We start from the raw sequence: 20,760 nt of genomic DNA, 5'->3' as shown, positions 1-20,760 counted from the left end.
CAGTCCTTTTTTTACCTCCATTTTATTGATTTTTAATATTCGTTTAAGGTTGTGAGTGCATGATAGAACCATAGACAGCAAGACATCATTCAACTGACAATGAAATGCACATCATAACAATTATTAGACGGTGGAGGTAAGAAAGACTATGGACGACAACAAAAAAGACTACAGCGATTTCTTCAAGTCGCAGAATAACAATAGCGAGAACGACAATGATGCAATGAACCGCAGGGAAGTAGGTCAGGGAGATCAGCACGATCCGAACAAAGAGAGACCTTCCTACTATTACTCTTACGGGCCGTACAAATCGGCTTTCAACGACAACCACGAGCAGGAAGCCTTGGTCACTTCCGCCTCCGGAACGGAAGGCACATCCAGTGTAGAAGTTACGCCGCCGAAGAACCTGCGTCCGTTCAGCTTCGGACCGGATAACGGTTCCTCCCAAGGCGGAGGGCACTGGGACCCGCAATCCAGAAGACGCACCTCCGTGAAAAGCGTATTCGCGGCCTTCCTGGCAGGCGCGCTAGTCGTAGGCGGCCTGATGTTCAGCGCTGACAAGATGAACCTGTTCACGGGCAATCAGCCGCTGGCGTCCAGCTCTACGGCGACTGCGACAGCGAAGAGCTCCAGCGACAATGGCGATGTGAAGAATGTTGCACTTGACGTCGTTCGCCCCGGCAACATTTCCGCTATCGCCCAGAATGCCGGACCGGCGATCGTGAAGGTCGAAGCGCTGGTGAAGCCTAAGCAGACTTCACGCGGCGGCAATTCCCTCTTCGATGATCCGTTCTTCCGTCAGTTCTTCGGTGACAATGGCGGTACGGTTCCGAAGAGCAACCAGCAGGATTCCTCCAACGGTGAGCTTCAGCCGGCAGGAATGGGAACCGGCTTCATCTTCGAGAAGACGGGATATATTCTAACGAACGAGCACGTGGTTGACGGTGCGGATGAAGTTCAAATCACAGTTGAAGGCTACGACAAGCCGTTCAAAGCGAAGCTGCTGGGCAACAGCTACGATCTCGATCTGGCCGTGCTCAAAATTGAAGGCGACAAAGACTTCCCGATTCTTCCACTAGGTAAAGCGGAAGATGTGAACGTCGGCGACTGGGTTGTAGCCATCGGGAACCCGTACGGCTTCGACCACACGGTAACGGTAGGAGTGCTCAGCGCGAAGGAACGTCCGATCTCCATCCCGGATTCCAAAGGGACTCGCGAGTACAAACATTTGCTGCAAACGGATGCTTCCATTAACCCGGGTAACTCCGGCGGACCGCTGCTGAACCTGAATGGTGAAGTGATCGGCATCAATACGGCGGTTAGCTCGCAGGCGCAAGGCATCGGGTTCGCCATTCCGACTAGCACGATCTCCTCTGTGCTGGATAACTTGAAAAACAACGTTGAAATTCCGAAAGAGCCTGTTCCATATCTCGGTGTAGGCTTGCAGGATATCGGCAAAGATTGGGTCAGCGAATTGAAACTGTCCAACACGGATGGAGCTTTAGTAGGCAGCGTTCAACGGAAGAGTCCGGCGTTCCAAGCGGGTCTGCGCCAATATGACGTCATCGTGGATATCAACGGCACGAAGATCAAAAACTCGCAGGAGCTCATCACCAAGGTTCAAGCAACGAAAGTCGGCGATAAAGTAACCTTGGGTCTCATTCGCGACGGGAAGCGCATGGAAGTGCCTGTAACCGTCGGCGACAAAAACACACTGGCTGAAACTCCGGCTCAATAAACAATCGACATCTTAGATATAGACAAAGGTTAGTACGGATAAAAAAGGAAGTGGAGACCCGCGGCCGTAAGCTTGCAGGCTCCGCTTCTTTTTTTGCTTGGATCGCGCAATTTGAATACAATGGAAGGAAAGGAACGAAGGGGGCATACCGATGAGAGAAAACATTATGGTGATCGATGACGATGAGAAAATTACATCCATGCTGCGGCGCGGCTTGGCATTCGAAGGATATTCCGTAGAAACGGCCAGCAACGGGGCAGAGGGACTGAAGCAAATGCTGAAATCCGAGCCCAACCTGCTCATCCTGGATGTCATGATGCCGCAGATCGACGGATGGGAGGTCGTTCGCCGCATTCGCGAAAGCGGAAGCGAGGTGCCGATCTTGATGCTGACGGCCAAAGATGAAATCAGCGACCGTGTCAAAGGCCTGGACCTGGGGGCAGACGATTACTTGGTTAAACCGTTCGCACTGGAAGAGCTCCTCGCCAGAGTGCGTGTGCTGCTGCGCCGCAGAACCGAACGTACCGAGCAGCCGACGAACCGGTTGATCTTCGAGGATACGACGCTGGACTTGGATACCCGCGAGGTGTTCCGCGGCGATAAATTGATTGAGTTGACAACCAAGGAATTCGATTTGCTGCATTTGTTCATGCAGAATCCGAAACGTGTCCTGTCGCGCGATATTATTATGGAGAAAATATGGGGCTACGATTACAGCGGAGAATCCAATGTGCTCGAGGTTTATATCGCGCTGCTCCGTCAAAAGACGGAAGAATACGGCCATAAGCGGTTGATTCAAACCGTCCGGGGAGCGGGTTACGTACTGAGAGGAGAAAATTGATATGTCGCTTCGCTTGCGGCTGACACTCTGGTATTCGGGGGTATTGGCGCTGACGATGCTGCTGTTCGGTATCGTGCTGTATTTTTTCTTGAATTATTTCTTGTATGATCAGATTCGTCAGGACGTGCAAAGAGAGGCGGGGAATACGTTCTCGCGTATTCAAAAAAGCCTTGCCCTTTCACAGAAGGGGCTCGTAGTGGAATTGGAGCTGGAGAGCAGAGACTTCTATTCAACCAATACGTTCCTGCAATTATATAATGTTAAACTTAAGAGTTATAACCGCTCGGCTAACTTGGAATTTTATGATGTCATCCTTCCGCTTGAGAAATCGAATCTCGATAAATTAATGGGAGACGATGACGGCTTCTTTCAAAAGACGAAAGTGTTAGGGCAGGATTTCCTCATCTACTATCAAGGCATCTATGACCAGCATAACCTGATTGGCGTTCTTCAAGCGGCCGTACCTATTGGCAGCTATGAGAAGACGGCGGTTACGCTCAAATATATTCTCATGATCTGGGCGCTGCTGACGATCATCGTTGCCGCGTCGCTGGGCTGGTTCTTATCGCGCAAGGCGCTTCAGCCGATCGAGCGCGTTATCGACGCCGCGAACCAAATCGGCAGCGGAGACGATCTGGAGAAGCGGATCGAATATGAAGGGCCGCTGGACGAAATCGGCCGTCTAACCGAGACGATTAACGGGATGCTCTCGCGTATCCAGATTACGTACTTGGAGCTGGATGAAGCGTACCGTGCCCAGCGGAGATTCGTTTCCGACGCTTCGCATGAGCTGAGAACGCCGCTGACGACGATCCGCGGCAATGTCGATCTGCTCGAGAAGATGTGGAAGAAGACGGCCGGGACGGAGCTGGCGACACCCGAGCAGATGCAGATGTCGCTGGAAGCGATGCATGATATCGCCGGTGAAGCGCAGCGCATGAGCAGGCTTGTCAACGATTTGCTGGCGCTGGCCAGAGCGGATGCCGGCGTCGTGATGGAGAAAAGTCCGGTCGAGATGCTTCCGCTCGTTCAAGAGGTAGCGCGGAGGGCGCAGCTGCTGGATCATACGGCCGATTGGCAGGTAGGCGATCTGGATGCGCTGGAGCATGCCATCGTGGAGGGCAATCGCGACTATTTGCAGCAGCTGCTGTTTATTTTCATCGAGAACGCATTCAAGTATACGCCGTCAGGAACGGTGTCGCTGCAAGCATCAAGGACGAATAATTTCGTCGGCATTCAGATTGCGGATACGGGGATCGGCATAGATAAAGAGGATGTTCCGCACATTTTCGACAGATTCTATCGGGCGGACTTATCCAGAGGGGTTACATCAGGGACCGGCTTGGGATTATCGATTGCCAAATGGATTATTGACGAACACGGCGGATCCGTGGAAGTGACGACGCGCAAGGATGAAGGCACTACATTTATGATCTGGCTTCCGGCTAACTTTCCTCTACCTGTGTAATCAGCTATAATGAATAAGAAAATAGATTGCTTAGGCAGGTGGAAGTCATGGAAGTCGTTCGAATATCTCCAAGAGGCTATTGCTATGGTGTCGTTGATGCGATGGCATTGGCGATGCAAACAGCCAAAAATTTAAATCTTCCCAGACCTATATATATATTAGGCATGATTGTGCATAATGCACACGTCACGGATTTCTTCAAGGAGGAAGGCGTCATCACGCTGGATGGCGAGAACCGTCTTGAGATTTTGGAGCAGATTGAAGAAGGGACCGTCATCTTCACCGCGCACGGCGTTTCGCCTGAGGTTCGGCGCCGGGCCAGAGACAAGGGCCTTACTGTCGTGGATGCGACCTGCCCGGACGTAACGAAGACGCACGATTTAATTCGCGAGAAAGTAGCGGACGGCTACGAAGTGATCTATATTGGGAAGAAGGGGCATCCGGAGCCGGAAGGCGCCATGGGTGTCGCTCCTGACAAAGTTCATTTGATCGAGAAGCTTGAAGAAGCCGACCGGCTGCAAGTACGGGCTGACCGCATCATTATTACGAACCAAACGACAATGAGTCAATGGGACATCCGACATATCATGAACCGTCTGTTGGAGCTGTTCCCCAAAGCGGAAATTCATAATGAAATCTGCTTGGCGACACAGGTGCGCCAGGAAGCGGTGGCCGAGCAAGCGAAGGAAGCTGATCTCGTCATCGTGGTCGGCGATCCTAAGAGCAATAACTCCAATCGTCTGGCGCAGGTTTCAGAGGAAATTGCAGGCGTTAGAGCGTATCGAATTGCGGATATTACGGAACTGAATCGGGAATGGTTGAAGCATGTACGGAAGGTCGGTGTCACTTCGGGCGCTTCCACGCCGACACCGATTACCAAAGAAGTCATATCTTACCTTGAGCAATATGATCCGAAAGATGAAACCACTTGGGCTATTATACGTAGTATCAATATGAAAAAGCTCATACCGGCCGTTAAATCCAAATCAGCCAGCAGTGAGTGATTCTTATTATTCCACAGGGCGGGATCGTGACCAGCATGCAGAGCACTCAGAAGGTGAAAATGATGAAAACTCGCTACGATTGGAAAAGCACTAAACGCTGGTTCAGGTATAAGTATTTGCTTCTACTACGTGCCAAAGGCGGGCCATCCAAAGTTGCAAGGGGCTTTTCGATTGGCTTAGCGATAGAAATGTTTACACTACCGACAGCTGGGTTTGCATTCGTTCTTATTTTTCCATTGGTGTATTTGTTGAGAGCTAATTTGCCTGCCGCATTGATTGGGTTCGTGTTCGGGAAGGTGATCTATCTCCCGCTGTCGATCCTCAATAAGCAGGTCGGGGATTGGTTAGTCCCTAAGCATGTCAAGGTGTATCTGATTCATCATCTGCCGCACATTCTCTCCAATATAATTCGCAGCGGTTTGGATTTGATAGTGGGTGGCATGGTGGTTGGAGCCATACTTGGTCTTATCGCTTATTTCCCCGTCGTGCTCGTGCTTCAGTATCATACGAATCGCCGCAAGGAGAAACGCAGACTACGCAAAGATCAACTCGCGCCATCCAAGATGGAAGAATAGCAAATAAATTAACGCTTGACGAATCTTCGTCAAGCGTTGTATATTTACTTTAGTGATTAAAAGCGTAGAAGCGAACAAGCGTTGAAGTGTTTAAGTGAAATGACCCATATATAAGGAGCGTGTATATTATGATCGCCATTACTTCCAACAAAACGTCTGATGAGCGTATTCAAGAAATCGTACAGTTTATAGAGAAGCAAGGTGTGCAAGCTCACGTATCCAAAGGTGAAGACCGTACAGTTATCGGAATTATCGGTCAAGCGGATCCCAAATTAGCAGAACAACTGCGCCAAATGTCAGGAGTCGAACAAGTCGTGAAAATTTCCAAATCATACAAACTAGCAAGCCGCGATTTCCATCCGGCAGATACAGTTATTAATATCAAAGGCGTTGAAATCGGCGGCGAGCAGCTTGTTGTCATGGGCGGACCTTGTGCGGTCGAATCCCCTGAGCAGATCGATGAAATCGCTCGTCTGGTGAAAGCGGCCGGAGGCCAAGTATTGCGCGGCGGCGCGTTCAAACCAAGAACCGGACCTTACAGCTTCCAAGGCGTTGGCGTCGAAGGCTTAATCATGATGGCGGAAGCCGGCAAGAAGCACGGACTTCTGACCATCACCGAAGTGATGACGCCGGAATACGTAGATGTGTGCGCCGAGTATGCGGACATTCTCCAAGTAGGTACGCGCAACATGCAAAACTTCGATCTGCTGCGCAAGCTGGGCACGATTCAGACGCCTGTCCTGTTGAAGCGCGGTTTCAGCGCTACTTACGACGAATTCCTGAATGCCGCGGAGTACATTCTTGCCGGCGGTAACCCGAACGTTATGCTGTGTGAGCGCGGAATCCGAACATTCGAGACTTACACGCGCAATACGCTCGATTTATCGGCGATTCCGGTATTGAAACAGCTGAGCCACCTGCCGGTCATCTCCGATCCGAGTCATGGCACAGGACGCAGAGAGCTTGTCGTCCCAATGACCAAAGCTTCCGTTGCAGCCGGAGCGGACGGATTGATCATCGAGATGCATACGGATCCGGACAATTCGATGACGGGAGATGGCGTACAATCGCTATTCCCTGACCAATTCGCGAACTTGCTCGTTGATCTGGAGAAGCTTGCGCCGCTGCTAGGCAAAAAATTCGATACCCACAAAGAAGCTATTCTGGCCTAATTCATATGTTCAAGGAAGCGTGTTTCTTCTATAGAAGAAACACGCTTCCTTATTTTGTATATAAGAAAACTATGTGAAATAGTGTGAGCATATCTTACACATCGATAAAAAATACCTGACATAAGTATTGACTGTGAAAGCTTAATCGCTATATAATATGTGCAAGATAACAACAAAAAGTTGAACATTAATCATGTAAAGTACGTTGAATGTACGGAAATGGGAGGGTTTTTTAAATGTCAGTTCAAAACGTGTTGAACCTTATCAAGGAAAAAAACATTGAGTGGGTAGATTTTCGTTTCGTAGGTCTTTCCGGTAAAGCACAGCATATTTCTTTGCCAGCTTCTGAAGTAGACGAAGAAACATTCGTAAACGGCGTAGCTTTTGACGGTTCCTCCATCCCAGGATTCCGTGGTATTGAACAATCTGACATGGTAATGATGCCAGATACGGAAACTGCATATGTAGATCCTTTCACAGCTCACCCAACATTGATCATTATGAGCAACATCCATACACCTGAAGGCGAACGCTATGACCGCGATCCGCGCAGCATCGCTCAAAAAGCGGAAGAATATCTGCAAACAACAGGCGTTGGTACGACAGCATTCTTCGCACCGGAATCCGAATTCTTCATCTTCGATGATGTTCGTTTCGAGAATGGCATGAACAAGTCTTACTTCGAAGTTGACTCCGAAGAAGCGGGCTGGAACACTGGCCGTAAAGAAGAAGGCGGCAACCTTGCTTACAAAGTTCCAGTTAAAGGCGGTTACGTTCCAGTAGCTCCAATCGATTCCCAACAAGACATTCGTTCCGAAATGTGTAACAGACTTGCTGACGCGGGTCTTCGTATCGAGCGTCACCATCACGAAGTGGCAACAGCTGGTCAAGCTGAAATCAACTTCCGTTTTGACACTTTGACTAAAACAGCAGACAACCTGCTCAAATACAAATACATCGTTGCTAACACAGCTAGAGAATATGGCAAAGTTGCTACATTCATGCCTAAGCCGCTGTTTGGCGACAATGGTAGCGGTATGCACGTTCACATGTCCATCTTCAACGAAGGCAACCCTTTGTTCTACGAAAAAGGCGGATATGCTAACCTTAGTGAACTGGCTATCAACTACATCGGCGGTATCTTGTACCACGCTCCTGCGTTGATTGCGATCACAAACCCAAGTACGAACTCTTTCAAACGTTTGGTTCCTGGTTACGAAGCACCGGTTAACTTGGTATTCTCCAAAGGTAACCGTTCTGCAGCAGTTCGTATTCCAATCGCGGCTGTTACACCAAAAGGCTGCCGTATCGAATTCCGTACACCGGACAGCACAGCTAACCCATACCTTGCTTTCGCAGCAATGTTGATGGCTGGTCTTGACGGTATCAAGAAGAAAATCGATCCGCGCGCTCTTGGATATGGTCCTTTCGATACTAACATCTATGAAATGTCCGATGCTGAGAAAGCTGAAATTCGCAGCGTTCCTGGTACATTAGATGAAGCTCTTGATGCTCTTGCAGCTGATTCCGACTTCTTGACTGAAGGCGGCGTATTCACACAAGATTTCATCGATAACTACATCGAATTGAAACGCGGCGAAGCGAAACAAGTTGCAATCCGCATTCACCCGCACGAGTACAACCTGTACTTCGACTGCTAATTCTTTAGCACTTCTATCTATCTTCATAACGAATAAAGCTGTTTCTGCCGTAGATCGCTATGGCGGGAGCAGCTTTTTTTATTTTTAAATGATAAAAGTGATGTATAATGGAAGCAATAGTCAATTATGTCCTTATTATCAACGTAGAGAGGAAGATTTTTCATGAAAATAGCACTTCTTGCCGGCAGTAATCACCGCGCAGCGACAAGTACGAAACTTGCTGCCTACATTCAGCATTTGATTAACGCGAACGGGCACGTATCCACATTGATTGATTTGTACCAAACGCCCGTTCCTTTCTATTCGCCGGAGAATGCACACGGAGGGCATGAAGCACTGGAACATCTGAAGCGGACTATGCTCGAAGCGGACGGCATTGTACTTGCGACTCCAGAGTATCATAGCGGAATTTCCGGCGTGCTCAAAAATGCGCTCGATCATCTTGGACAAGACCATTTCCATAACAAGGCCGTTCTATCGGTCAGCTCCTCAGGCGGTGCTATTGCGGTAAGCTCATTGACGCAGCTGCAAACGATCGTGCGCAACCTGCATGGTGTTAACAGCCCGGAATGGATCTCCATCGGCGGCGATGCGCGCAAAAGCTTCCAGCCAGGCGCGGCATTCGACGATATCAACCCTGATGTCGATTTGCGCGTTCGCCGTGTCGTTTCCTCGTTCCTCGATTTGACAAGTTTACTGAGTGTTCGACAATAACTTATTTTCGACAGCAGCAGTTATTTTATAACATAAACAGACAAGAGCGATGCGAAGTGTCGGGTGATACTTCGCATCGTTCTTTTTATATTGTTAACCAAAAGTGATGAACAATTGGTTTACAATGGTGCTGTGATTTGCTAAAATTATCCTCGGTCTATTGTTAACCATAAAAACAACTTATAAGTTGACAATTAAGAAGAGGTGATCATCATGACAACGGACTATGATCGGCTTGCCGCTCTGAATAAGTCGCACGTATGGCATCCTTTCACACAGATGAAGGATTACAACAACGAGGACCCGCTCATCATTGAACGCGGAGAGGGCGTCAAGCTGTATGATATGCATGGACGCGCCTATTATGACGGTTTTTCATCCGTCTGGCTGAATGTGCATGGGCACAATGTGCCGGAGCTCAATCAAGCAATCACCGATCAGTTGGGGAGGGTGGCGCATTCCACCTTGCTGGGGATGGCCAATATACCGGCTATCGAGCTTGCGGAGAAACTGGCAGGCATAGCGCCGAAAGGTTTAAATAAGGTGTTTTATTCGGATTCCGGAGCGACTGGCGTTGAGATCGCCATCAAAATGGCGTTTCAATACTGGCATAACAAGGGAGCGACCGGCAAAAAGACGTTTGTAACGATGAACGGAGCGTATCACGGGGATACGATTGGCGCGGTCAGCGTAGGTGCCATACCGCTTTATCATGACGTGTTCAGGCCGCTGCTGTTCCCGTCGCACGTTATCCCCTATCCGCACGCTTATCGCCATGAAGGCGGAGCGGAAGGGGCGAAGGAAGCGGCTCTCGATGCTTTGCGCGGGCTGCTGGAGGCTCGCGCGGACGAGATTGCGGCTCTCATCGTCGAGCCCATCGTGCAGGGATCCAGCGGCATCCTGATCATGCCTGAAGGCTGCCTGCGCGAGATGGCGGAGCTATGCCGCAAGCACGACGTGCTGCTGATCGCCGATGAAGTTGCGACGGGCTTCGGCCGCACGGGGGCGATGTTTGGGTGCGAGCTGGAGAACGTAACACCGGATCTAATGGTCGTTGGTAAAGGTTTGACCGGAGGCTATTTGCCTGTGGCGGCGACACTGGCTTCCGATAACGTTTATGATGCGTTCTATGCTGATTATGAGGCTCAGAAAACATTTTTCCATGGTCATTCCTTTACGGGTAACCCTCTGGGATGCTCGGTTGCGCTGGCCAGTCTGAGGCTGTTCGAGGAACGAGCGCTTCTGGAGGGCGTGCGAGCGAAATCCGTCTTTGTTGAAAATAAACTCGCCGCCTTGAAACAAAGACCGCATGTCGGCGATATTCGGCAGAAGGGTCTAATGATCGGTATCGAGCTTGTGCGGGATCGAGAGTCCGGCGAGCCTTATGCATGGGAGGAGCGAATCGGCGTCCGAACGTGCCGGAAAGCGAGAGAGCTCGGCATGCTGACCAGACCGCTCGGCAATGTGATCGTCTTCATTCCGCCGCTGGCCAGCACGGAATCGGAGCTAGACGCGATGACGGATATTTTGGCGGAAGCGATTGTTAGCGTTACGGAAGGGAGCGGTGCTTAGGATGGAGAACATGCGAGGTCTATTCGTAACGGGGACCGACACCGGCGTGGGGAAGACGCTGGTCACCGCGGCGATCGCGGCAGCGCTCCGTGCGGAAGGCTGGCAGGCCGGCGTTTGGAAGCCGGTGCAATCAGGCGCGCTGCTGGGCAGCGGGAACACCGATGCCGAGCGGCTGGTGCGGCTCGCGGGAATCCCGGAGCCGCCTGAAGCCGTGGCGCCGTACACGTTCGAGGCGCCCCTTGCGCCGCTGCTCGCCGCAGGACGCGCCGGGGTGACGCTGACGCTGCAGGCGCTTATTGCCGCCGGCAAGCCGCTGGCGGCGCGCAGCGAAGCGCTGCTCATCGAAGGTGCAGGCGGCGCTGCGGTTCCGCTGACGGAGGACGCCCTCGTGGCGGACCTGATTGCGCAGCTGCAAGTTCCGGCGCTCATCGTAGCCCGGTCCGGATTGGGCACGATTAACCATACGCTGATGACGGCAGCCTTCCTGCGGCATTACGGCATTCCCGTTGCAGGCGTCATTCTGAATGACGGCGCGGGTACCGTTCAAGACGATCCGAGCGTCGCCACGAATGCGGAGATGATCGCCCGGTATGGCGGCTTGCGCATCATCGGCCGATTTCCACGGCTGGGGCCTGATGTCAGCAGGGACATTTTGGTACATACGGTTCGGCAATCGATTGACTTGGAGGCTGTTCGACAAGCGCTCAAGCTTACATCCAAATCCAAATTTATGGAGGGGCCGCAGGATGACGACAACGGTATTTAAAGATTGGCAGCTACTGGCTCGGAAAGCGTTAGAAGGTGAACGTTTGACGATAGAAGAAGGATTGGCGGTACTTCAAGCTGATAACGATGAAGTGCTGCCGCTGCTGCAGGCGGCTTTCCAGGTGAGAAGGTACCATTACGGGAAAAAAGTGAAGCTGAATATGATCATCAACGCCAAAAGCGGGCTATGCCCCGAAGACTGCGGTTATTGCTCGCAATCGATCGTCTCAACGGCGCCAGTCCGGAAGTACACCTTGCTGGACAAGGATACGCTGCTTGCGGGAGCGCGGGAGGCTTTGGCACGGAAAGCGGGTACCTATTGTATCGTTGCCGCCGGAAGAGGACCGACAGATAAAGAATTGGAGCAAGTGGCCGATGCTGTCAAAGAAATTCGCGCGACGATGCCGCTCAAAATTTGTGCGTGCCTGGGGCTCCTGAAGGATGAACAAGCACGGCGTCTAGCCGAAGCGGGCGTTCACCGCTACAATCACAACCTTAATACAAGCCAAGCGAACTATGCCGCGATTACGACGACGCATAGCTATAACGACCGCCTTGAGACCGTCGAAAAAGTCAAGACCTACGGCATGTCGCCCTGCTCCGGTGTGATTATCGGCATGGGGGAAAGCGATCGCGAAATCGTGGAAATGGCCTATGCGCTGCGCGACCTGGACAGCGACTCCATTCCGATTAATTTCTTGAATGCCATTCCGGGCACGCCTCTCGAGCGTGCAGGGAGAACGCCGGCAATGAAGGCGCTTAAGGTGCTGGCATTGTTCCGCTTCCTATGTCCGGCCAAGGAAATCCGCGTGGCCGGCGGCCGGGAAGTGAATTTGCGGGCGCTTCAGCCGTTGTCGCTTTATGCGGCTAACTCGCTATTCGTAGGCGACTACTTGACTACGGCAGGCCAAGAAGCCGGCGCGGATCATCGGATGATCGAAGATTTGGGCTTCGAGATCGAGCTTAATGCGCTCTGAGGAGGTGGAACCTTGACTTGGATGGAACAAGAACTCGCTGCACGGCAGGGGACCGCGATGCTGCGTTCGCTGCGCACGTGCCACACGGTTCCGGAATATCCGGGCTATTTGAGGCGGGAGGAACATTCTCCCCCGATCCTCAATTTATCCGCTAACGATTATCTGGGGCTCTCGCGCCATCCGGCCATTGTGTCGGCGATGCAAGCCGCGCTTTACAGAGAAGGTGCGGGTGCAGGAGCATCGCGGCTTGTGACAGGGAATCGTCCGGCTTATGATGAGCTTGAGCGGGCTATCGCCGCCTGGCAAAACAAAGAAGCTGCGTTGGTGTTCGCGAATGGCTACATGGCGAATACCGGCGTAATTCCGGCAGTCGTCGGCCGGGACGATGCCGTATTCAGCGACCGGCTGAACCACGCCAGCATCGTGGACGGTATTCGGCTCAGCCGGGCGAAGCTGGTGCGCTACCGTCACAATGATATGGAGCATTTGGCGGCGCTGCTGCTCGAGCATCGTGACCGGCGGAGAAAGCTGATCGTGACCGACAGCATTTTTTCTATGGACGGAGATCAGGCCCCCCTTCGGAGGCTGGCGCTTCTTAAGCAAGAGCACGGCGCTATGCTGATGGTGGATGAGGCGCACAGCGGAGGGATGTATGGCCGGTATGGCGAGGGATTATGCCATGAGCTCGGCATTCAAGATATGGTGGACATTCATCTGGGAACATTCAGCAAAGCTTTCGGCGTTTACGGCGCTTATATATGCGGGAGCCGGACACTGATTGACTTCCTTGTCAATCAAGCCCGGCCACTCGTCTACTCCACGGCGCTGCCGCCATCGGTGCTGGCGGGGATCGCACAAGCGCTGACCCTTGTGCGGCAGGAGCATGGGCGCCGGACCAGGCTGCGAGCGGCAGCCCGCCGGTTCCGCGCCATGCTGGGCAAGGCCGGGTTCCAAGCCGGCTCAGGCGACTCGCCGATTGTGCCGGTCGTCGTCGGCGGCAACGAAACCGCCCTGCGCTTCAGCGCCATGCTGGAGGAGCGGGGAATCGCAGCAGTCGCCATTCGGCCCCCGACGGTGCCGGAAGGAACGGCTCGTATTCGCTTTACCTTATCCTTCGCTCACACCGATAAGGATCTGCAGGATGCCGCCGAACGCATTCGCGAGGTCGGGCTTGAACTAGGAGTGCTGACGTCATGAGCGGGACCCTTCTATGGCTCCCGGGGTGGAGCATGACGCCAGCGGTCTTCAGCCGGCTGCAGGAAAGGCTGCCGCTGTATCGCCACTTGCCCGTCGATCTGAGCGATGCACAGACGCCGTACGAATTGCTGCGGCGGGCTGAAGCGGCAGCTAAGGAAAGCGGCGGCCCCTTGCTTATCGGCGGATGGTCGCTCGGCGCGCTGCTTGCCTTGCGGCTGGCGGCTCAAGGCTTGGCGGACGGTTTGATCCTTTTTGCGGCTACGGCATGCTTCGTCCGTTCCAAGCATGAGCAAGCGCTCGGCCAGCCGGATTCGATAGTCAGGCAGATGATAAGAGCGCTCGATTATGATGCGTATGCGGTCGAAACGGCTTTTCGAAAGCAGCTTCTGACGGATGCCGAGCGAAGGGCTGGGGTGGAGAAGCGGCTAGCCCCTGCAGGCAGCTGGACATTGCCGGCACTGCATGCCGGACTCGAGCTTTTGCGAAGCGAAGATCTTAGGCAGATGCTGCCGGACATTCAGTGCCCCGTGCTGCTGTTCCACGGCTTGGCGGACCGGATTTGCCCGTTTGGCGGCGTATCCGAGCTTGCAGCCCGGCTGCCCTATGCCTGTCTGTACGCTATCCCCGAGTGCGGGCATGCCCCTTTTTTGGACAGAGAGGAAGAAATAGCGAAGGAAGTGAGGAGATGGCTCCATGCACAGCAGTCCGATAGCGCGTCAATTTGACCGAAGCTCTGTAGGTTCTTATGACCGGCATGCCGCGGTGCAGCGAACTATGGCTATGCAGCTCGGGGAAGAGCTGCCTTATGAGGTTGCCCAGCCGGCAGTCATTCTGGACGTTGGCTGCGGGACAGGCGATCTGACGGGCCGGCTGGCGGCTGCGTGGCCCCAAGCGGCGATTACCGCTCTGGACATCGCGCCCGGGATGCTTCAGGCAGCGCAGAGACGTCTCCAGTCCGCGCAAGCGGCAGGCGTAGGCGTGCGATTCCTGCAAGCTGATGTAGAGCGCTGGTCCCCTTGTGCCGAAGAGGCTTCCTTCGATTTGATCGTCTCCAGCGCCTGCTTCCAGTGGCTGAGAGATCCGAAGATGACCCTGCGGCATCTGCGGCGGATGCTGCGTCCGGGAGGCCAACTCGCGTTCTCGACGTTCGGGCCGGATACATTTTATGAGCTGCATGCGTCTTTTCACGAAGTTTATCGCAGTCTGAACCTGAGACCGCAAAGGCACGGACTCGCTTTCCGGTCCGGTGCCGAGTGGTGCGAGCTGCTCGCGGAAGCCGGATTCACCTCCGTACATGAGCGCCGAAGCATGTACCGCGCCACCTATCCGAGTCCGCGCGATTTCCTGTTGGCCGTCAAAGAACTGGGGGCCAGCGCGTCCGAAGCAAGGGCTGTTCCTGGCGTAAGCGCGCGCCGCTTGTTTGCCGGGATGTACCAGGCGTACACGAACAAGTTCAGTACACAGGAGGGCGTGGGTGCGACTTATGAGCTTTTAACGCTGCGAGCAAAGTGGGATTAGAGCGGGGGGAAAGCACGTGAATGCACGGGATAGCGGGTTGATCATGAACAAGGCTGCGTGCTCGTCACTCTGTGTGATCTGCAAACGACGAACCGCTGGGCACGTAACCTCGTCGCCTGAACCGAGAGCACGTAACCCGTCACCTGAACCGATGGGATAGTGGACGTAGCGTGGCTGAGCACGTAACCTCGTTGCCTGAACCGACGGGATAGTGGGCGTAGAGGGGCTGAGTACGCAACTCGTCACCTGAACCGACGGGATAGTGGACGTAGAGTAGCTGAGCACGCAACTCGTCACCTGAACCGACGGGATAGTGGACGTAGAGGAGCTGAGCCCGTAACCCGTCACCTGAACCGACGGGATAGTGGAGATAGAGCGGCTGGGCACGAAACCCGTCACCTGAACCGAAGGGATAGTGGAGATAGCGTGGCTGAGCCCGTAACCTCGTTGCCTGAACCGACGGGATAGTGGACGTAGAGTAGCTGAGCCCGTAACCCGTCACCTGAACCGAAGGATAGTGGAGATAGAGTGGCTGAGCCCGTAACCCGTCACCTGAACCGACGGGATATTGGAGATAGCATGGCTGGGCACGAAACCCGTCACCTGAACCGAAGGGATAGTGGAGATAGAGTGGCTGAGCCCGTAACCTCGTTGCCTGAACCGACGGGATAGTGGACGTAGAGGAGCTGAGCCCGTAACCCGTCACCTGAACCGAAGGGATAGTGGAGATAGAGTGGCTGAGCCCGTAACCTCGTCACCTGAACCAACGGGATAGTGGTCATAGAGTAGTTGAGCCCGTGAGCCGTCACCTGAACCAACGGGATAGTGGTCATAGAGTAGTTGAGCCCGTGAGCCGTCACCTGAACCTACGGGATCGTGGAGATAGAGCGGCTGCCCAACCGATTGAGCAGATGGAATGGGTATGAACTAGCTGTTGCCCGTCCATGCTAGGACGTGCTTTCCCTAACGGACACAGCGGTCCTTATTTCACACAATAGGGCCGCTTTGAATATGTAACGGACACCCGTGCCGTTAATGACTCCTCTATGGCCGATTTGAGCCCCGAAATCGGTAAATAAGGTATCTGGTTTCCGTTAGCGCCGAAACGCCAAGCTTTTTGCAAGATTAACGGTCGCTGTGTCCGTTAGATTCGCGTGGCGAGCGGTATTCATGGTAACCTTAAAGAAAAGTCATTCACGATGTCAGGAGGGTTGACCGAGTGGGGATAGAGCCGATTTCGGATCATCTGCAGCATCATTTAAAGATATTGTTCGTGGGCTACAATCCCAGCCTCCGATCCGGCGAAACCGGCCATCACTATGCGAACCCGAACAACCGGTTTTACCGCATTCTGCACCAGGCCGGCATTACGCCCCGGCTCTACAAGCCGGAGGAGGACGGCGATCTGCTTCAGCTCGGCTACGGGTTCACGAATATCGTGGCGCGACCTTCCTTAACGGCAGCAGAAATTACGCCGGAAGAGTACCGGGAGGGCCGTGTCCTGCTGAAGGAGAAAATCGAACGCTATCGCCCGAAGGTCGTATGCTTCGTCGGCAAAGGCGTCTACGAGCAGTACAGCGGGCGCAAAGGGATGCCATGGGGGAAGCAGTCCGACCCCGTCGTTCCGGGTGTCATTGAATATGTATGCCCGTCTTCGAGCGGCCTTGTTCGCATGAAGCTGGACGAAATGGTCGCAATCTTCCGTGGTATCACAACATTAATCGGGATGGAGATGGATGAGGAATGAACATACCATGGCTGCATTGGGCGCAAGAAATTCAAGCGATCAGTCAAGCGGGGCTCACCTATGGAGAGAATGGCTACGATTTGGAGCGCTATGAGGCGCTGCGCAAAATCAGCGTTGAAATGATGAGCTATTTCACCGATACGCCGATCGACAAGGTGACGGAGCTGTTCGCTGGAGAGACGGGGTACCAGACGCCGAAGGTCGATATCCGGGCCGTCGTGCTGCAGGAGAACAAGATCTTGCTCGTTCAGGAAAGAACCGACGGCGCCTGGGCTTTGCCCGGGGGCTGGGCGGATATCGGCTACACCCCATCCGAGATCGCTGTCAAGGAGACCCGCGAGGAAGCCGGCTACGACGTAAAGCCGGTGCGCTTGCTGGCGGTTCTGGATAAGAAACGCCACGCCCATCCGCCATCGCCCAACTACACGTACAAGATCTTCATCTTGTGCGAGCTGGTCGGCGGAGAGGCGCTTGAGGTCAGCCTGGAAACGACCAAAGTTGGCTTTTTTGGCGAAAATGAGCTGCCGCCTCTGTCTATAGAGCGGAACACGGTAGAGCAGGTCAAACGGATGTTTGAGCTTGCTAGTGGCCCAGCGTCGCAGGTGCTGCTGGATTGAAACAAACAAGAATGCTCCCAGTCGTATAACCACGGCGGGGAGCAATTTGATTTATCGCATCAATATAGGCTTAAGTTGGTCGAGAATATCCTCCATTTGCTTGGAGCATTCCTCGTACATCGCTTTGGCTTGTTTATTGTTGGTTGTCAGCCCGTACAGCATAAGGTCGGCTTCGCACTGTTTCAAGGTCGCGAAGAGGGTGGCTTTCTCCTGCGGCACGGGAACATTGATTTTATCGTCAAATAAATCAAGATACAACTGGCCGTACGAATCGACTTGCCCTAGAAAAACATTTTCAACCGTTACTCCTACTTTATCCAACTCCGTTTTCAGCCATCCCCGATTAAATGAGAGGGTTGCTAACGCTTCATCCAATATCTCACCGTCCATGATGACCGCTTGAGGCTCTTTCTCCGGTGCAACCTTGATGCCGAGGTGCTTCGCAGTGAGCGGGAGATTTTCACGATGCAGCAATACATTAATCTCACCGCTAGGCTCCATGATCGCAAACTCAACATCCGCTACTTTGAAAACTGAACGCTTACGCAGTTGCTCCATAAGTTCATCCGTGGTGAGTCGTTCTTTTTTTAAATTATCTTCTAAAATCTTCCCGTCTCTAACAAGTACGGTTGCTTTGCTGTCAATAAAATCTCGCATTTTTTTGCTTTTTAGCTGTAAAAGTTCAATACCTAAAGAACACGCGATCCAAACGGCTAACGAGATCAGACCGAGGAACCATTTCGAGTCAATATCCAAGGATATCGCTCCAGCCAGATTTCCAATGGTAATGCCCGTGATGTACTCGAACAGAGATAACTGGGATACTTGTCTTTTTCCAAGAATTTTGGTCATGATGAACAATACGATTACGGCTAAAAGGGTGCGTACGATGACTTCATAAGCATCGGGCATGTGATCTCCTCCTTTCGTTTCAAAAAGCAATGAGAGCCAGCATAAAAAAACGGCGGCTCAAAGGTGCTTGGCGGCAGGCTGTAGTGCCGAGTTTGCTGGAACTACAGGGCGCTATTTGCCTCGATAAGCCTGGTTTTAGGCTGAAATTGGTTGAATAGAGGATCGTAGTTCCTATTGAGGGCCAAATCGTTAATTCCACGGTGAATAGAGGACCATAGATCCTCTATTTTAGGACGGCCCGTGTTCAATCAAGACGATGTCAGAAACAGTAGGCAAGTTTATACATTATTTGTGAAAATAATGGAAGTTATACGCCGGGATCCAAAGGAAAAACGCCCAGCGACTCGTACGAAGGCTGCCGGCCCAAGTGGCTGCGGTAGAGGACGATGTCCTCTACCCGCCACGCGGGCAGCGCCGGCGCGCCGGCGAGCGCGGCGCGCGAGAACGGACCCGCCGCCTGGCGGTAGCGGCGGGCCAGCGTGAGGTGCGGCCGGTAGGCGCGAGCCTCGGCCGGGAACCCGTGGCGGGCGCAGGCGCCCGCGACCTCGCGCTGCAGCGCAGCGAGCGCGTCCAGGTCGCCGGCGACGCCCGCCCACAGCACCGACGGCGCCGCCGGAGGTCCGAACACGCCGAGCCCCTCGGCGTGCAGCGTGAGCGGCGGCGCCGCCGCTGCGAGCCGGCGGAGCTCGTCCGCCAGCGCTTCAACCTTCTCGGCGGCGGTGTCGCCGAGGAAAGAGAGCGTCACGTGGACGTCCTGCGGGTGCGTCCACTTCTGAAAGGGCAGCCTCTCCCGCAGGGAGGCCGCCAGAAGAGCGAGCTCCCGCTGCGTGTCCGGCGGGAGCCCGATGCCGACAAACAGCCGGTAGTTGTCGGATGGTGTCCTATTCGTGCGTGTCGAATGCTCGGTGTGAATCATGTGAGATGTGGCTCCTTTGCCGAAGTATGGAGGGGAAGAGATGGTTTTGTTTCCTAACTTCTTCTAGCATTGCCAACGAAGGTTTTACTTGATGCATGAGGAGAATATTGCTATCATAGCCATAATACAAAAGCAAAGGTGTGGTCATTCATGGGAAATCGGGCCTATAACTTTAACGCAGGGCCTGCGGCATTACCGCTCGAAGTTTTGCAGAAAGCGCAAGAGGAACTTGTCGAATTCAAAGGCATCGGCATGTCGATCATGGAAATTTCGCATCGCAGCGCTGAATACGAGCAAGTACATAATGAAACACAGCAATTATTGAAGCAAATTTTTAACATCCCGGATGGGTACCAAATCATGTTCCTGCAAGGCGGAGCCAGCTCGCAATTCGCGATGATTCCGATGAATTTCTTGAAGCCGGGCAAAGTGGGCAGCTATGTGCTGACAGGCGCTTGGGCGGAGAAAGCGGTGCAGGAAGCTTCCTTGTTCGGCGAAGTGAATATCGCAGCCTCCTCCAAAGAAAATAAATTCATGAAAATTCCGGATCTTAGTGAAATCAACCTTCATCCGGACTCGGCTTATTTGCATATCACATCCAATGAAACGATCGAAGGCGCGCAGTTCCAAAGCTATCCGGACACGGGCAGCGTACCGCTCATCGGCGACATGTCCAGTGACATCTTAAGCCGTCCGGTCGACGTGTCGAAATTCGGCATGATCTATGCCGGCGCGCAAAAAAATCTCGGTCCTTCCGGTGTGACGGTCGTCATCGTCAAGGAAGACATGCTGCAGGATTTGCCGAAAAACATTGCCACGATGTTCCGTTACGAAATCCACAGCAAAAACAATTCCTTGTACAATACGCCGCCGGTGTATTCCATCTACATGGTCAACCTGGTGCTCAAATGGATTCAGGAGCAGGGCGGACTAGCCGTTATCGAGAAGAACAACCTGGAGAAATCCGGTCTGATCTACAATGCCATCGATCAAAGCGGCGGCTTCTACCGCGGTCCTGTCGACAAGGGCAGCCGTTCGGCCATGAACATTACGTTCCGTCTGCAGGATGAAGAATTGGAGAAGAAATTCATCAAGGAAACCGAGCAGAACGGCTTCATCGGCCTGAAAGGACATCGCAGCGTAGGCGGTCTGCGCGCATCGACGTACAATGCGGTTCCGTACGCTTCCTGCCAAGCGCTCGCGGAGTTCATGAAGGATTTCCACAAGCGCAATAGTTAAGATACGGTTCAAGAGCTACTCACAGCACCCTCGTGTGCGCGTGAGTAGCTTTTTTTGGTTGGGAGGCCAATATGCCCGATCTTCGCCGGCATGGCCCTTAGACGGCCGCTCAGGCGTCTCTGGCGAG

Annotated in this window: 19 protein-coding genes; 17 read left to right on the top strand and 2 right to left on the bottom strand. The window is 53.3% G+C overall.

What is annotated here, in order from left to right; translation table 11 throughout:
* Positions 1–148: 148 nt before the first annotated feature.
* From PUT07_RS04385 to PUT07_RS04310, 16 genes are all read left to right on the top strand, one after another.
* Positions 149–1,738 carry a S1C family serine protease gene (locus tag PUT07_RS04385; protein WP_274466572.1) on the top strand — a complete coding sequence of 530 codons (1,590 nt, stop codon included), beginning with the start codon at positions 149–151 and terminating at the stop codon, positions 1,736–1,738.
* Positions 1,739–1,889: 151 nt separating this feature from the next.
* Positions 1,890–2,579: a response regulator transcription factor gene (locus PUT07_RS04380; protein ID WP_274466571.1), complete on the top strand. Its 690-nt coding sequence runs from the start codon at positions 1,890–1,892 to the stop codon at positions 2,577–2,579.
* 1 nt (position 2,580) lies between these two features.
* Complete coding sequence (locus tag PUT07_RS04375) at positions 2,581–4,047, top strand: sensor histidine kinase (protein WP_274466570.1); 1,467 nt, start codon at positions 2,581–2,583, stop codon at positions 4,045–4,047.
* 47 nt (positions 4,048–4,094) lie between these two features.
* On the top strand, positions 4,095–5,051 hold the full coding sequence (locus PUT07_RS04370; protein WP_274466568.1) for a 4-hydroxy-3-methylbut-2-enyl diphosphate reductase: 957 nt from the start codon (positions 4,095–4,097) through the stop codon (positions 5,049–5,051).
* A 59-nt stretch (positions 5,052–5,110) separates the two neighbouring features.
* A complete protein-coding gene (locus PUT07_RS04365) occupies positions 5,111–5,626 on the top strand; it encodes a DUF2062 domain-containing protein (RefSeq protein ID WP_274466566.1) in 516 nt (171 codons plus the stop codon).
* Between the two features lie 128 nt (positions 5,627–5,754).
* The gene (gene aroF, locus PUT07_RS04360) at positions 5,755–6,798 is read left to right on the top strand and encodes a 3-deoxy-7-phosphoheptulonate synthase (RefSeq protein WP_274466565.1); all 1,044 of its coding nucleotides are present in this window, start codon (positions 5,755–5,757) and stop codon (positions 6,796–6,798) included.
* Positions 6,799–7,034: 236 nt separating this feature from the next.
* A complete protein-coding gene (gene glnA, locus PUT07_RS04355; protein ID WP_274466564.1) occupies positions 7,035–8,459 on the top strand; it encodes a type I glutamate--ammonia ligase in 1,425 nt (474 codons plus the stop codon).
* A gap of 162 nt (positions 8,460–8,621) precedes the next feature.
* Positions 8,622–9,173: an NADPH-dependent FMN reductase gene (locus PUT07_RS04350; RefSeq protein ID WP_274466563.1), complete on the top strand. Its 552-nt coding sequence runs from the start codon at positions 8,622–8,624 to the stop codon at positions 9,171–9,173.
* A gap of 213 nt (positions 9,174–9,386) precedes the next feature.
* The gene (bioA, locus tag PUT07_RS04345; RefSeq protein ID WP_274466562.1) at positions 9,387–10,745 is read left to right on the top strand and encodes an adenosylmethionine--8-amino-7-oxononanoate transaminase; all 1,359 of its coding nucleotides are present in this window, start codon (positions 9,387–9,389) and stop codon (positions 10,743–10,745) included.
* Position 10,746: 1 nt separating this feature from the next.
* Positions 10,747–11,511: a dethiobiotin synthase gene (gene bioD, locus PUT07_RS04340; RefSeq protein ID WP_274466561.1), complete on the top strand. Its 765-nt coding sequence runs from the start codon at positions 10,747–10,749 to the stop codon at positions 11,509–11,511.
* A complete protein-coding gene (bioB, locus tag PUT07_RS04335; protein WP_274466559.1) occupies positions 11,492–12,487 on the top strand; it encodes a biotin synthase BioB in 996 nt (331 codons plus the stop codon). The genes bioD and bioB overlap by 20 nt, the downstream gene beginning before the upstream one ends.
* A 21-nt stretch (positions 12,488–12,508) precedes the next feature.
* Positions 12,509–13,684: an 8-amino-7-oxononanoate synthase gene (bioF, locus tag PUT07_RS04330; RefSeq protein ID WP_274467456.1), complete on the top strand. Its 1,176-nt coding sequence runs from the start codon at positions 12,509–12,511 to the stop codon at positions 13,682–13,684.
* Positions 13,681–14,409, top strand: a complete 729-nt coding sequence (locus PUT07_RS04325) for an alpha/beta fold hydrolase (protein ID WP_274466558.1) — start codon at positions 13,681–13,683, stop codon at positions 14,407–14,409. Before bioF ends, PUT07_RS04325 begins: the two co-directional genes overlap by 4 nt.
* On the top strand, positions 14,378–15,202 hold the full coding sequence (gene bioC, locus PUT07_RS04320) for a malonyl-ACP O-methyltransferase BioC (RefSeq protein ID WP_274466557.1): 825 nt from the start codon (positions 14,378–14,380) through the stop codon (positions 15,200–15,202). Before PUT07_RS04325 ends, bioC begins: the two co-directional genes overlap by 32 nt.
* 1,225 nt (positions 15,203–16,427) lie before the next feature.
* Positions 16,428–16,949, top strand: coding sequence for a mismatch-specific DNA-glycosylase (locus tag PUT07_RS04315; RefSeq protein WP_274467455.1), 522 nt, complete (start codon positions 16,428–16,430; stop codon positions 16,947–16,949).
* On the top strand, positions 16,946–17,566 hold the full coding sequence (locus PUT07_RS04310) for an NUDIX hydrolase (protein WP_274466556.1): 621 nt from the start codon (positions 16,946–16,948) through the stop codon (positions 17,564–17,566). Before PUT07_RS04315 ends, PUT07_RS04310 begins: the two co-directional genes overlap by 4 nt.
* Before the next feature lie 51 nt (positions 17,567–17,617).
* Here the strand turns inward: PUT07_RS04310 and PUT07_RS04305 are convergent, their stop codons facing one another.
* Both PUT07_RS04305 and thpR read right to left on the bottom strand, forming a co-directional pair.
* Entirely contained in the window at positions 17,618–18,478 is an 861-nt protein-coding gene (locus tag PUT07_RS04305; protein ID WP_274466555.1) for a DUF421 domain-containing protein, read from the bottom strand.
* A 307-nt stretch (positions 18,479–18,785) separates the two neighbouring features.
* Positions 18,786–19,394, bottom strand: a complete 609-nt coding sequence (gene thpR, locus PUT07_RS04300) for an RNA 2',3'-cyclic phosphodiesterase (protein ID WP_274466554.1) — start codon at positions 19,392–19,394, stop codon at positions 18,786–18,788.
* 150 nt (positions 19,395–19,544) lie between these two features.
* Here thpR and serC point away from each other — a divergent pair, with 150 nt between their 5' ends.
* A complete protein-coding gene (gene serC / locus PUT07_RS04295) occupies positions 19,545–20,633 on the top strand; it encodes a 3-phosphoserine/phosphohydroxythreonine transaminase (protein ID WP_274466553.1) in 1,089 nt (362 codons plus the stop codon).
* Positions 20,634–20,760 lie beyond the last annotated feature (127 nt).

The organism is Paenibacillus sp. MAHUQ-63 (genome assembly GCF_028765165.1).
In the GTDB taxonomy this organism is placed as follows: Bacteria; Bacillota; Bacilli; order Paenibacillales; family NBRC-103111; genus Paenibacillus_E.
This window is presented reverse-complemented; position numbering and strand designations above follow the sequence as displayed.